Source organism: Acinetobacter sp. ANC 5414 (assembly GCF_013004295.1).
Taxonomy (GTDB): domain Bacteria; phylum Pseudomonadota; class Gammaproteobacteria; order Pseudomonadales; family Moraxellaceae; genus Acinetobacter.
Window position 1 is genome coordinate 1 of sequence record NZ_JABERM010000033.1, and the last position, 14,143, is coordinate 14,143.

10 protein-coding genes and 1 tRNA gene are annotated in these 14,143 nt (G+C 43.1%); all 11 read left to right on the forward strand.

The features are described from left to right. The coding region (tuf, locus tag HLH18_RS14340; protein WP_171547373.1) for an elongation factor Tu at positions 1-1,028 on the forward strand (1,028 nt) is incomplete at its 5' end. A 52-nt stretch (positions 1,029-1,080) separates the two neighbouring features. Next, positions 1,081-1,156, forward strand: a tRNA-Trp gene (locus HLH18_RS14345). Between the two features lie 73 nt (positions 1,157-1,229). Beyond that, entirely contained in the window at positions 1,230-1,670 is a 441-nt protein-coding gene (gene secE / locus HLH18_RS14350) for a preprotein translocase subunit SecE (RefSeq protein WP_131291177.1), read from the forward strand. A gap of 7 nt (positions 1,671-1,677) precedes the next feature. Then, positions 1,678-2,211, forward strand: a complete 534-nt coding sequence (gene nusG, locus HLH18_RS14355) for a transcription termination/antitermination protein NusG (protein WP_067726918.1) — start codon at positions 1,678-1,680, stop codon at positions 2,209-2,211. Between the two features lie 120 nt (positions 2,212-2,331). After that, positions 2,332-2,760: a 50S ribosomal protein L11 gene (rplK, locus tag HLH18_RS14360; RefSeq protein WP_131291175.1), complete on the forward strand. Its 429-nt coding sequence runs from the start codon at positions 2,332-2,334 to the stop codon at positions 2,758-2,760. Positions 2,761-2,763: 3 nt separating this feature from the next. Beyond that, positions 2,764-3,459 carry a 50S ribosomal protein L1 gene (gene rplA / locus HLH18_RS14365; protein ID WP_131291173.1) on the forward strand — a complete coding sequence of 232 codons (696 nt, stop codon included), beginning with the start codon at positions 2,764-2,766 and terminating at the stop codon, positions 3,457-3,459. A 302-nt stretch (positions 3,460-3,761) separates the two neighbouring features. After that, positions 3,762-4,268, forward strand: coding sequence for a 50S ribosomal protein L10 (rplJ, locus tag HLH18_RS14370; protein WP_131291171.1), 507 nt, complete (start codon positions 3,762-3,764; stop codon positions 4,266-4,268). Positions 4,269-4,316: 48 nt separating this feature from the next. Next, positions 4,317-4,682, forward strand: coding sequence for a 50S ribosomal protein L7/L12 (gene rplL, locus HLH18_RS14375; RefSeq protein ID WP_131291169.1), 366 nt, complete (start codon positions 4,317-4,319; stop codon positions 4,680-4,682). Positions 4,683-4,986: 304 nt separating this feature from the next. Next, positions 4,987-9,075, forward strand: a complete 4,089-nt coding sequence (gene rpoB, locus HLH18_RS14380) for a DNA-directed RNA polymerase subunit beta (protein WP_171547374.1) — start codon at positions 4,987-4,989, stop codon at positions 9,073-9,075. Between the two features lie 140 nt (positions 9,076-9,215). Further along, positions 9,216-13,406 (forward strand): DNA-directed RNA polymerase subunit beta', encoded by a 4,191-nt coding sequence (gene rpoC, locus HLH18_RS14385; RefSeq protein ID WP_131291166.1) that lies wholly within the window; start codon positions 9,216-9,218, stop codon positions 13,404-13,406. Between the two features lie 167 nt (positions 13,407-13,573). Then, a complete protein-coding gene (locus HLH18_RS14390) occupies positions 13,574-14,113 on the forward strand; it encodes a hypothetical protein (RefSeq protein WP_171547375.1) in 540 nt (179 codons plus the stop codon). Positions 14,114-14,143 lie beyond the last annotated feature (30 nt).

Consider the following 14,143-nt stretch of genomic DNA (forward strand, 5'->3'; position numbering starts at 1 on the left):
AAGAAAAAGCACGTGGTATTACCATTAATACTTCACACGTAGAATACGATTCTCCAACTCGTCACTACGCTCACGTAGACTGTCCAGGTCACGCCGATTATGTTAAAAACATGATCACTGGTGCTGCTCAAATGGACGGCGCGATCCTTGTATGTGCTGCGACTGACGGTCCTATGCCACAGACTCGTGAACACATCCTTTTGTCTCGCCAAGTAGGTGTACCTTACATCCTTGTGTTCTTGAACAAATGTGACCTTGTTGATGACGAAGAGTTGCTTGAATTAGTAGAAATGGAAGTTCGTGAACTTCTTTCTACTTATGACTTCCCAGGTGATGACACTCCAATCATCCGTGGTTCAGCGCTTGCTGCACTGAATGGTGACCAAGGTCAGTATGGCGAATCTGCTGTAATCGAATTGGTTGCTGCGCTTGATTCTTATATTCCTGAACCAGAACGTGCGATCGACAAAGCATTCTTGATGCCAATCGAAGACGTATTCTCAATTTCAGGTCGTGGTACTGTAGTAACAGGCCGTGTTGAAGCGGGTATCGTTAAAGTTGGCGAAGAAGTTGAAATCGTTGGTATTAAAGATACAGTTAAAACAACTGTAACTGGCGTGGAAATGTTCCGTAAATTGCTTGACGAAGGTCGTGCTGGCGAGAACTGTGGTGTTCTTCTACGTGGTACTAAACGTGAAGACGTTCAACGTGGTCAAGTACTTGCTAAACCAGGTACCATCAAACCGCATACTAAATTCGACGCAGAAGTATACGTACTTTCTAAAGAAGAGGGTGGTCGTCATACTCCATTCCTTAACGGTTACCGTCCACAATTCTATTTCCGTACAACTGACGTAACTGGCGCAATCCAATTACAAGAAGGCGTGGAAATGGTAATGCCTGGTGACAACGTTGAAATGTCAGTAGAATTGATCCACCCAATCGCAATGGACCCAGGTCTACGTTTTGCGATCCGTGAAGGTGGTCGTACAGTTGGTGCTGGTGTTGTTGCTAAAGTAACTGCATAATACGATAAGTTAAAATTACAGGTCGGGGGCTTTGGTTCCCGATTTGTATTATAGGTCAGTAGTTCAATTGGTAGAGCGTCGGTCTCCAAAACCGAATGTTGGGGGTTCGAGTCCCTCCTGGCCTGCCATTTTTTTAAAAAAAAACTTGATGCTGGTTAAATTGTCATATAATAAGTCGCGAAGCCTACGACGAGTACAAAAATGTCGAATGATAAATCGCGTGACGCATTAAGCGAAGCGCCAATTCCACAAAGAAATAATTCTGCTGAAGTTGTTAATTCTGGTTCTCCTTTAGATATAGTTCTATGGGTTATCGCATTGATTTTATTAGTCGGTGCGGCCATGGCGGGTCAGTATTTGCCAGCGTATTGGGCACCTGCGAATAATGTTGGTGTACGCGTTGGTGTGATTTTGGCTTGTATCGTAGTGGCTTTAGGTTTATTATACGCCACCCATCAAGGCAAAGGCTTTGTTCGTTTGTTGAAAGATGCGCGAATTGAGTTACGTCGTGTGACTTGGCCGACCAAGCAGGAAACAGTGACCACATCTTGGCATGTTCTTGCGGTTGTTGTAATCGCTTCCATAGTTTTATGGTGTTTTGATTACATTTTAGGCTGGTTAATGAAGTTTATTATCGGGTAAGAGAGCTATGAAACGTTGGTACATTATTCATGCCTATTCAGGTTATGAAAAACAGGTGTTACGCTCGCTTAATGATCGAATCCAGCGTAGCGCTGTAGCCGATAGCTTTGGTGAAGTCCTCGTTCCGACTGAAGAAGTTGTAGAAATGAAGGATGGCAAGAAGCGTAAATCAGAGCGTAAATTCTTTCCTGGCTATGTATTAGTTGAAATGGAAATGAATGACGATACTTGGCACATTGTTAAAGAATGTCCAAAAGTATTAGGCTTTATTGGTGGTACGGCTGAAAAACCGGCTCCAATTACGCAAAAAGAAGCTGATGCAATTCTTGCACGTGTACGCAATACTGGTGAAGCACCTCGTCCTAAGACGATGTTTGAACCAGGCGAAGAATTACTTGTTATTGATGGTCCATTCACCGACTTTAAAGGCGTGGTGGAAGAAGTTCAATACGAGAAGTCACGTTTAACGTTGACGATTAATGTATTCAATCGACCAACTCAGGTTGAGCTCGAATTTCGCCAAGTCGAAAAAGCGAACTAATTTAAGTTGGTTGGAAAACGCCCGATTTGTTATGGATTGGGCATTGTTGTTGTAACGGTTATCGTTACTTGAAATCATTGGGGAGCCTTCATCGGCGTTTGCACCCAGAGGTAATTTGAAATGGCTAAGAAGATTGACGGCTATATCAAGCTGCAAGTTCCAGCTGGTAAAGCGAATCCATCTCCACCGATTGGTCCTGCACTAGGTCAACGTGGTGTTAATATCATGGCATTCTGTAAAGAATTCAATGCTGCTACACAAAAACTTGAAGCTGGTCTACCAATTCCTGTAGTGATTACTGTGTACAACGACAAGTCGTTCACATTCATCATGAAAACTCCACCTGCTGCTGTTCTTCTTAAGAAAGCTGCTGGTATTCAGAAGGGTTCAGCTGTACCTAACAAAACTAAAGTTGGTAAGTTGACTCGTGCTCAAATCGAAGAAATTGCGACTACTAAAGAACCAGATTTGACTGGTGCTGACTTAGACGCACGTGTACGTACCATTGCTGGTTCTGCGCGTTCTATGGGCTTGGAAGTGGAGCTTTAAGACATGGCTAAATTAACTAAACGTCAAAAAGCGATCGTAGCTGCTGTAGAAGCGCACAAAGTTTACACGCTAGAAGAAGCTGTTGCAGTTCTAGAGAGCCTTCCAGCTCCTAAATTCAAAGAATCTTTGGATGTTGCGGTAAACCTAGGTGTTGATCCTCGTAAATCTGACCAAGTTGTTCGTGGCGCGACTACGCTTCCTGCAGGTACTGGTAAAACTGTACGTGTAGCAGTATTCGCTCAAGGCGCTGCTGCTGAAGCAGCTAAAGCTGAAGGCGCAGACGTTGTTGGTTTTGACGATCTTGCTGAAAGCATCCAAGCGGGTAACCTTGACTTTGACGTAGTGATTGCTGCTCCAGATGCAATGCGCGTTGTAGGTAAACTTGGTACGATCCTTGGTCCACGTGGCTTAATGCCAAACCCTAAAGTGGGTACTGTAACTCCTGACGTAGCAACTGCAGTTAAAAATGCAAAAGCTGGTCAAGCACGTTACCGCGTAGACAAAGCGGGTATTATCCACGCTGCGATCGGTCAAGTAGGTTTCACTGCTGAAGCTGTTCGTTCAAACGTTGAAGCACTTGTTGCTGACTTGAAACGTTTAAAACCTGCTACGTCTAAAGGCGTATACATTCAAAAGATCACTTTGAGCTCAACTATGGGTCCTGGTCTGATCGTTGATGTAGCTAACGTTTCTAAATAAGTCTCGACTTATTACAGAATTTTAAAGCCCTGAGTAAAAATCAAAGCAGCGCTTTGATTTTTACGCAAGAAACGCTCCGTCGTATTTTGCAAACTTAGGCAAACTTTGAATTGATAAATATTTGTTTATCAGCGTCAAAGACCTCGGGCGAGGGGGGCTTCGGAACCCACTTCTTAAAAGTCCAGTCCGAGTAGACGCGGTGGTGTGATTTGTTCATCCTCCGCGTGTTAGTCCAGTGATGGATTAACGAATTGGGAGTGTGCTTCGCGTAAGCACATAAATCACCGTTAGGAGGTTTTACAATGGCTCTTCTTATCGAAGGCAAAAAACAGATCGTAGCTGAAGTAACTGAAGTTGCTTCTACTGCATTTGCTGCTGTTGTTGCTGACTACCAAGGTTTAACTGTTGAGCAATTAACCGCTCTTCGTGTTGAAGCTCGTAAACTAGGTGTTGCTACACGTGTTGTACGTAATACTCTAGCTAAACGCGCTCTTCAAGATACTCAATTCAATATCTTGAACGACAACCTTGTTGGCCCAACAATCTTAGCTTTCTCTACTTCTGAAGACGACATGGGCGCTGCTGCTCGTTTGTTCGAAGAATTTGCGAAAACTAACAAAGCATTTGAACTTAAAGCTGCTGCATTTGATGGCAAACTTTATCAAGGTGAAGAAATTAGCGTTATCGCGAATCTTCCGAACCAAGAAAAAGCGCTTACTATGCTTGCATCTGTTCTTCAAGCTCCTATTTCGAAATTGGGTCGCTTACTTACAGCACTTCAAGAGAAAAACGAGTCAGAAGCTGCATAAGCTTAAATCTATTCACACACCATTCAATACCCATTTGGAGTTACTCTCATGGCTTTAACAAACGAAGAAATCCTAAACGCAGTTGCTGAAAAAACTGTTCTTGAACTTGTTGAACTTATTTCTGCTTTCGAAGAGAAATTCAACGTATCTGCTGCTGCTGTAGCTGTAGCTGCTGGTCCTGCTGCTGCTGCTGCTGAAGAGCAATCAGAATTCAATGTTGAATTGACTTCTTTCGGCGCGAACAAAGTTGCTGTAATTAAAGCAGTTCGTGAAGTTACTGGTCTTGGCTTGAAAGAAGCTAAAGACTTAGTTGAAGGCGCTCCACAAGTTCTTAAAGAAGGCGTTTCTAAAGAAGAAGCTGAAGAACTTAAAGCTAAGCTTGAAACTACTGGTGCTACAGTTACTGTTAAGTAATTTAGCCAGGGGTCAATTTTTAAATTGATCCCGAAATTTGGCTGATGGCTCTTGGGTCATCAGCCTTTTTGCGTTACAATAATCGGCTCGATTTTTGTTTGATTGATGTAAAAACCGTCAATTATTATAATAAATCAATAAAATCAAATGTTTACCAATATTTATCATATTTGAAAATATTGCTAAGCGTTTTAATACCACTAAAAATTGCAGCATTTGTAAAAAGTGGTGGCCATATCGGCCTGTGTAATTCCTTCTAGGCTCGTTCTGCAGGCGGGCTTAGTTTACTTTCCGAGGACTCCAGATGGCATACTCATATACCGAAAAGAAACGGATCCGTAAGAATTTTGGTAAATTGCCTAGCGTCATGGATGCTCCGTACTTGCTTTCGATTCAAGTCGACTCGTACAGAACATTCCTACAAGATGGCAAAACTCCAAAAAACCGCGAAGATATCGGTCTCCAAGCCGCATTTCGTTCAGTTTTTCCTATTGAAAGTTATTCTGGCAATGCTGCTTTAGAATTTGTTGAGTATAGTCTTGGTAAGCCTGAGTTTGATGTGCGTGAATGTATTTTACGTGGTTCGACTTATGCAGCACCAATGCGCGTAAAAATTCGTTTGATCATCAAAGATCGCGAAACTAAATCAATTAAAGACGTACGTGAACAAGAAGTGTACATGGGCGAAATGCCGCTCATGACCGAAAATGGTACCTTTGTCATCAATGGTACTGAGCGTGTAATTGTGTCTCAATTACATCGTTCACCAGGTGTATTCTTTGACCACGATAAAGGCAAAACTCACTCTAGCGGTAAAGTTCTTTATTCAGCACGTATCATTCCTTACCGTGGTTCATGGTTAGACTTTGAATTCGATGCCAAAGACCTTGTCTTTGTACGTATTGACCGTCGTCGTAAATTACTCGCGACTGTTGTTTTACGTGCGTTGGGTTATAGCAACGAACAAGTCCTAGACATGTTCTATGAAAAAGTACCTGTGTATCTTGACATGGGTAGTTATCAAATTGACCTTGTGCCTGAACGCCTGCGCGGTGAAATGGCTCAATTCGACATTGCTGATGCTGATGGTAAAGTGATTGTTGAACAAGGTAAACGTATTAATGCACGTCATGTACGTCAAATGGAAGCATCTGGCTTAACCAAGCTTCCTGTTCCTGATGAGTACTTGTACGAACGCATCACTGCTGAAGATATCGCATTAAAAGATGGCGATGTCATTGCTGCAAACACAGTATTGAGCCATGAGATCATGGTGAAGATTGCAGAAGGTGGCGTTAAGCAGTTCAATATTCTATTCACCAACGATATCGATCGTGGTTCTTTTGTTGCGGACTCTTTACGTGCGGATACGACTTCTGGTCGTGAAGAAGCACTTGTAGAAATCTACAAAGTAATGCGTCCAGGTGAGCCACCAACAAAAGAAGCTGCTGAAAACTTATTCAATAACTTGTTCTTCTCTTCTGAACGTTATGACTTGTCTCCAGTCGGTCGTATGAAGTTCAACCGTCGTTTGGGTCGTCCTTACGAAGTGGGTACTGATCAGAAGTCTCGTGAAGTTGAAGGTATTCTTTCAAACGAAGATATTACAGATGTATTAAAAACACTTGTTGAAATTCGTAACGGTAAAGGTGAAGTCGACGATATCGATCACTTGGGTAACCGTCGCGTACGTTCAGTAGGTGAAATGACAGAAAACCAATTCCGTGTTGGTTTGGTTCGTGTAGAACGTGCTGTTAAAGAACGTTTAAGCCAAGCTGAAACAGATAACTTGTCTCCGCAAGATTTAATCAATGCGAAACCAGTTGCTGCTGCAATCAAAGAATTCTTTGGTTCAAGCCAGTTGTCTCAGTTCATGGACCAAAATAACCCATTGTCTGAAATTACACACAAACGTCGTGTATCAGCACTTGGACCCGGCGGTTTGACGCGTGAACGTGCAGGCTTTGAAGTACGTGACGTACATCAAACTCACTACGGTCGTGTATGTCCAATTGAGACTCCTGAGGGACCAAACATTGGTTTGATCAACTCACTTTCTGTTTATGCAAAATGTAATAACTTTGGTTTCTTGGAAACACCATACCGCAAAGTTGTTGATGGTCGTGTAACAGATGATGTTGAGTATTTATCTGCGATTGAAGAAGTAGGTACTGTGATTGCACAGGCCGATTCTGGTGTAGATAAAGACGGTAACTTGACAGAAGAATTCGTATCTGTACGTCACCAAGGTGACTTCGTGCGTATGCCTCCTGAAAAAGTAACGCATATGGATGTATCTGCTCAGCAGGTTGTATCTGTTGCGGCATCACTTATTCCATTCCTTGAACACGATGACGCCAACCGTGCGTTGATGGGTTCAAACATGCAACGTCAGGCTGTTCCTACGCTGATTGCTGACAAGCCACTTGTCGGTACCGGTATGGAAGCCAACGTAGCGCATGACTCTGGTGTATGTGTTCTTGCTAAACGTGGCGGTCGTATCGAGTTTGTTGATGCGTCGCGTGTGGTTATTCGTGTAAACGAAGAAGAAATGATCGCTGGTGAAGCAGGTGTAGATATCTACAACCTGATCAAATATACACGTTCGAACCAAAACACTTGTATTAACCAAAAAGTTCTTGTGAACATTGGTGATAAAGTGGGTCGTGGCGACGTATTGGCTGATGGTCCATCGACTGACGGTGGTGAATTGGCGCTTGGTCAAAACATGCGCGTAGCGTTCATGACGTGGAACGGTTACAACTACGAAGACTCGATCTTGTTATCTGAACGTGTTCTTCAAGAAGACCGTTTGACTTCGATTCATATTCAAGAATTGTCATGTGTTGCTCGTGATACCAAGTTAGGTGCAGAAGAAATTACTGCCGATATTCCTAACGTGGGTGAAGCTGCACTGTCTAAACTGGATGAATCAGGTATCGTTTATATCGGTGCTGAAGTGACTGCCGGTGACATCCTTGTTGGTAAAGTTACACCAAAAGGCGAAACCCAGTTAACACCGGAAGAAAAATTGCTTCGCGCAATCTTCGGTGAAAAAGCAGCTGATGTTAAAGACTCATCTTTACGCGTGTCTTCAGGCGTTAAAGGTACAGTGATTGACGTTCAAGTGTTTACACGTGACGGTCTTGAAAAAGACGAACGTGCTCAAGCAATTGAAAAAGCGCAATTGGATGCTTACCGTAAAGACTTGAAAGAAGAGTTTAAAATCTTCGAAGAAGCAGCACGCGAACGTATTATTCGCTTGTTGAAAGGTCAAGAATCGAATGGTGGTGGTACCACTAAACGTGGTGACAAACTTTCAGAAGATCTGTTATTTGGTTTAGAGCTTGTTGATCTACTTGAAATTCAACCTGTTGATGAAGGCATTGCTGAACGCCTCACTCAAATTCAAGTCTTCTTGAAAGAGAAGAGCATCGAGATTGACGAGAAATTTGCAGAGAAAAAACGCAAACTTTCTACAGGTGATGAACTGACAACTGGCGTATTGAAAGTTGTTAAAGTTTACCTGGCTGTTAAACGTCGCATCCAACCGGGTGACAAAATGGCGGGTCGTCATGGTAACAAGGGTGTTGTTTCTAACATCTTGCCAGTAGAAGACATGCCGCATGATGCCAACGGTGTACCTGTTGATATCGTGTTGAACCCACTGGGTGTACCTTCACGTATGAACGTGGGTCAGATTCTTGAAACTCACTTGGGTATGGCTGCAAAAGGTCTTGGCGATAAAATCGACAAGATGTTGCAAGAACAGCGTACTATTGCTGAACTGCGTATTTTCTTAGACAAGATTTATAACAAAGTTGGTGGCGAGCAAGAAGATCTTGATAGCCTGACTGATGATGAAATCTTGGCACTTTCTAAAAACTTGCGTAAAGGTATTCCTTTAGCAACGCCAGTATTTGATGGTGCTGATGAAAGCCAAATCAAAGAGTTGTTAGAGCTTGCAGACATTCCACGTACAGGTCAAACCGTATTGTTTGACGGACGTACCGGTGAACGTTTTGACCGTCCTGTAACTGTAGGTTACATGTACATGTTGAAACTGAATCACTTGGTTGATGACAAGATGCATGCGCGTTCTACTGGTTCTTACTCGCTTGTTACGCAACAGCCATTGGGCGGTAAAGCTCAATTCGGTGGTCAGCGTTTCGGTGAGATGGAGGTCTGGGCACTAGAAGCATACGGCGCGGCTTATACACTGCAAGAAATGCTTACAGTGAAGTCGGATGACGTTGAAGGTCGTACCCGTATCTACAAAAACATTGTAGATGGTAACCATTATATGGATCCGGGCATGCCTGAATCGTTCAACGTATTGACCAAAGAGATCCGTTCTTTAGGTATCAACATTGAACTGAAAAATGGTGACTAATTAGCCATTGAATCTCCCTTGCGAAGCAGTGCTTCTCACCTCTTGATTTAAAGAGGGGCAAGGGGGATTTCTCAGTTAAAAAACAATATTTGTGACCCAGTCGAGAAAGTGAAAATCTTCCCGACACACGGAGAAAAAAATTGAAAGACTTGCTCGATATCATGCGCAAAAAGACGGATTCAGACGGTCATGCTCCAGTAGAGTTTGATCGCATCCGTATTGGTCTTGCGTCACCAGAAATGATTAAGTCATGGTCTCACGGTGAAGTTAAAAAGCCAGAAACCATTAACTATCGTACGTTCAAACCAGAACGTGATGGTTTATTCTGTGCCAAAATTTTTGGTCCAGTAAAAGATTACGAATGCTTGTGTGGTAAATACAAGCGTATGAAATACAAAGGCGTCATTTGTGAAAAATGTGGCGTTGAAGTAACAACTGCGAAAGTACGTCGTGAACGTATGGGTCATATTGACCTTGCTTCACCGGTTGCGCACATCTGGTTCTTGAAATCATTACCATCCCGTATCGGTCTTCTTTTAGACATGACTTTACGTGATATCGAACGTGTATTGTATTTCGAATCTTATGTTGTAACAGATCCGGGTATGACTCCAATGGAGAAATACCAGCTTCTTAACGATGAAGAATACTTCACAGCGTTAGAAGAACACGGTGATGAATTCAGCGCGAAAATGGGTGCAGAAGCGATTCAGGATTTGTTGAAAGACATCGATCTTGAAGCTGAAATTGCGCGTCTTCGTGAAGAAATTCCACAAACAACTTCAGAAACGAAGCTTAAAAAAGCGTCTAAACGTTTGAAGTTGATGGAAGCGTTCAACGATTCGAACAACAAGCCTGAATGGATGGTGTTGACTGTACTTCCAGTACTTCCACCAGATCTTCGTCCTTTAGTTCCTCTTGAAGGTGGTCGTTTCGCGACTTCTGACTTGAACGATCTTTACCGTCGTGTGATCAACCGTAACAACCGTTTGAAACGTCTTCTTGACCTTTCAGCTCCAGACATCATCGTGCGTAACGAAAAACGTATGTTGCAAGAGTCTGTTGATGCATTGCTTGATAACGGTCGTCGTGGTCGCGCAATCACGGGTTCAAACAAACGTCCTCTTAAATCTTTGGCAGATATGATCAAAGGTAAACAAGGTCGTTTCCGTCAAAACTTGTTGGGTAAACGTGTCGACTATTCAGGTCGTTCGGTTATTACAGTAGGTCCGACTTTACGTTTGCACCAATGTGGTCTTCCTAAGAAAATGGCACTTGAATTATTCAAACCATTTATCTTTGCGAAACTACAAGCGTCTGGTCAAGCGACAACCATTAAAGCTGCGAAGAAAATGGTTGAACGCGAAACTCCAGAAGTTTGGGACGTTCTTGCTCATGTCATTCGTCAACATCCAGTGATGTTGAACCGTGCGCCAACACTTCACCGTTTGGGTCTTCAAGCATTTGAACCGACCCTGATTGAAGGTAAAGCGATCCGTCTTCACCCACTCGTATGTGCTGCGTTCAACGCCGACTTCGACGGTGACCAAATGGCGGTACACGTTCCATTAACACTCGAAGCTCAGTTAGAAGCTCGTGCGTTAATGATGTCGACTAACAACATCTTGTCTCCAGCGAACGGTGAACCAATCATCGTACCGTCTCAGGACGTTGTCTTGGGCTTGTATTACATCACGCGTGATGCAATCAATGCCAAAGGTGAAGGCATGGTGTTTGCGGATACCGATGAAGTAAACCGTGCATTGGCTACCGGTCAAGTTGATCTACATGCTCGCGTGAAAGCACGTGTATACCAAACTGTGATCGATGAAGATGGTAATCGCGAACAGCAAACCATTATTGTTGATACAACGCCTGGTCGTTGCCTACTTTGGGAAGTTGTTCCTGAAGGTATGGACTTCCAGCAAATTAACCTTGAGATGACCAAAAAGAACATCTCGAAGTTAATCAACTCTTGCTACCGTAAATTGGGTCTGAAAGATACGGTTATCTTTGCTGACCAATTGATGTACTTGGGCTTCCGTCAAGCGACTCGCTCTGGTGTGTCGGTGGGTATGGAAGACATGTTGATCCCGCCTGCGAAATACTCAATTATTGAGAAAGCAGAAACTGAAGTTCGTGAAATTGAACAACAGTTCGAGCAAGGTTTCGTAACTGCTGGTGAACGTTATAACAAAGTAGTCGATATTTGGGCGCGTACCAATGACCAAGTCGCGAAAGCGATGATGGACAACTTGTCTTTCACTACTGTTAAAAACAAACAGGGTGAAGACGAGAAGCAGAAATCATTCAACAGTATCTACATGATGTCTGACTCTGGTGCCCGTGGTTCGGCAGCTCAGATTCGTCAGCTTGCAGGTATGCGTGGTTTGATGGCGAAACCGGATGGTTCGATCATTGAAACCCCGATTAAAGCAAACTTCCGTGAAGGTTTGACAGTACTTCAGTACTTCATTTCAACACACGGTGCGCGTAAAGGTTTGGCCGATACAGCACTTAAAACAGCGAACTCTGGTTACTTGACTCGTCGTCTGGTAGACGTAGCGCAGGATTTGGTTATTACTGAACCTGATTGCGGTACTTTAAGCGGTCTTGTAATGACTCCATTCATTCAGGGTGGTGATGTCATCGAGAACCTGGGTGCTCGAGTATTGGGTCGTGTTGTTGCTGAAGATGTGAAACGTGCTGGTTCTGACGAAGTCATTCTTCCACGTAATACGCTTATTGACGAAAAACTTGCTGCTTTCATTGAAGAAGCGGGTGTCGACGAAGTTAAAGTACGCTCAGTGGTTTCTTGTGAATCTACTTTCGGTGTATGTGCGAAATGTTATGGTCGTGATCTTGCACGTGGTCATCAGGTAAATCCTGGTGAGTCTGTAGGTGTTATGGCTGCACAATCAATTGGTGAACCTGGTACCCAGTTAACCATGCGTACGTTCCACGTGGGTGGTGCTGCAAGCCGAACTTCTGCTGCAAACAGTGTTCAAGTGCGTAACAAAGGTACTGTACGTTTCCATAACGTGAAAACTGTACAACACGCCAAAGGTCACTTGGTATCGACTTCTCGTTCAGGTGAAATCGGTATTGCGGATGACTTAGGTCGTGAACGCGAACGTTACAAAATCCCATACGGTGCGTCTATCGTACTGAAAGATGGTGAAGCTGTAGCAGCTGGCGGTATTGTTGCAACTTGGGATCCGCATACGCATCCACTTGTTACAGAAGTTGCAGGTAAAGTACGTTTCAGCCAAATCGCTGATGGCGTAACTGTTACATCGAAAACTGATGATGCAACAGGTATGACGACAATCGAAATCTTGCCAGTTACTTCACGTCCTGCGTCAGGTAAAGATCTACGTCCTGCTGTTGTGCTAGACACAGTGGATGGTGGTGAACAGTTCTACTTCTTGCCACAAAACACGATTCTTTCTGTCCGTGATGGCGAAACAATCGGTGTGGGTGACGTTATTGGTCGTGTACCACAAGAAACTTCACGTACTCGTGATATTACCGGTGGTCTTCCACGTGTAGCTGACTTGTTTGAAGCACGTAAACCGAAAGAGCATGCAATCCTGGCTGAAATTTCAGGTGTTGTAAGCTTCGGTAAAGAGACCAAAGGTAAAAATCGTTTAGTGATTACTCCAGACGACGGCTCTGAAATTTATGAAGAGTTGATTCCGAAATGGCGTACCATTAACGTGTACGAAGGCGAACATGTAAACCGTGGTGAAACAGTTTCTGACGGTCCACAAAACCCGCATGACATCTTACGTCTGAAAGGTGAAGTGGCGTTGACCAACTACATCGTGAACGAAGTTCAGGACGTTTACCGTCTGCAAGGTGTAAAAATCAACGACAAGCACATCGAAGTTATCGTTCGTCAAATGTTGCGTAAAGTTGAAATCACTGATGGTGGTGATACCAGCTTCATTAAAGGCGAACAAGTGGATTACATCCGCATGGTTGCTGAAAACCAAGCTGTACTTGCTCAGAACAAGTTCCCTGCGAAGTATGAACGTCAATTGATGGGTATTACTAAAGCATCGCTTTCTACTGACTCGTTCATTTCTGCTGCATCGTTCCAGGAAACAACTCGTGTGTTAACTGAAGCTGCTGTAACAGGTAAAGAAGATGATTTACGTGGTCTGAAAGAAAATGTAGTTGTGGGTCGTTTGATTCCTGCAGGTACTGGTCTTGCTTATCATTTAGAACGTCGTCGTCAAGAAGCAGAAGCTGCTGAACACGAACTTGTAAATGACTTCTCTGATGTAGATCAAGCTTTAAGCCAAGCGTTTAACCAAGAATTTTAATTCTTAATTAAATGACTGAAAAAAGGCGCCTTCGGGCGTCTTTTTTTATCTCAAATAAATGAAAATTAACGCTTTCCTCAAGTCCTATAATTTTCTATATTAAAAACAGAACACATAAAAACTTTCATTTTATTTAGACACGCTTAAAAACATAACGGGGCAAACTTATGAAACTGACACAGCACTTTTTAGCACTTTCACTTTTATCTGCTTCAGTTGCAGCCATTGCTGCACCCATGCCAAATAGTATTGTGGTAGAAGATAAAGCCATCGTTCCGATCTTAAAGACTGAAGTGATTCGTCGAGTTGCAGGACAAGAACCGAAGCGTAGTGTCGATGCCACAATTTTTGAAGTGACCAATAAGGGGAAGGATATTGTTGCGCGTGAAGTGCATCTAGAAGATAAGCAAACGCAATTTTCTGAAAAGCAGCTTTCTATTCCCGTGATTCAAAAAGGTGGTGTCATTATTCCAACATCAAAAATTGAATTGAATACTACGATAAAACAAGACGGAAAAATTCTATCACAAACCAAGAAAATTGATGCTGAAGGTGTCGAGTTCAAACAAGGACAAGAGCCTATTCATCGAACCTTAAAGCTGGATCAAGAAAAAAATCTGGACAGTAACACTAAAACGTCACATGCAGTTTTCACTGAAAATGGCGTAACCACACGCGATATTGTGGTGCTGAGTGAAGATGAATAAATCTAAGTTAGAAAAACTGTGAAATGTTTC

Bases quoted from the DNA above. Each gene is read 5' to 3' on its own strand.
- secE (WP_131291177.1), top strand. From the start codon at position 1,230: ATGTCGAATGATAAATCGCGTGACGCATTAAGCGAAGCGCCAATTCCA.
- nusG (WP_067726918.1), top strand. From the start codon at position 1,678: ATGAAACGTTGGTACATTATTCATGCCTATTCAGGTTATGAAAAACAG.
- rplK (WP_131291175.1), top strand. From the start codon at position 2,332: ATGGCTAAGAAGATTGACGGCTATATCAAGCTGCAAGTTCCAGCTGGT.
- rplA (WP_131291173.1), top strand. From the start codon at position 2,764: ATGGCTAAATTAACTAAACGTCAAAAAGCGATCGTAGCTGCTGTAGAA.
- rplJ (WP_131291171.1), top strand. From the start codon at position 3,762: ATGGCTCTTCTTATCGAAGGCAAAAAACAGATCGTAGCTGAAGTAACT.
- rplL (WP_131291169.1), top strand. From the start codon at position 4,317: ATGGCTTTAACAAACGAAGAAATCCTAAACGCAGTTGCTGAAAAAACT.
- rpoB (WP_171547374.1), top strand. From the start codon at position 4,987: ATGGCATACTCATATACCGAAAAGAAACGGATCCGTAAGAATTTTGGT.
- HLH18_RS14390 (WP_171547375.1), top strand. From the start codon at position 13,574: ATGAAACTGACACAGCACTTTTTAGCACTTTCACTTTTATCTGCTTCA.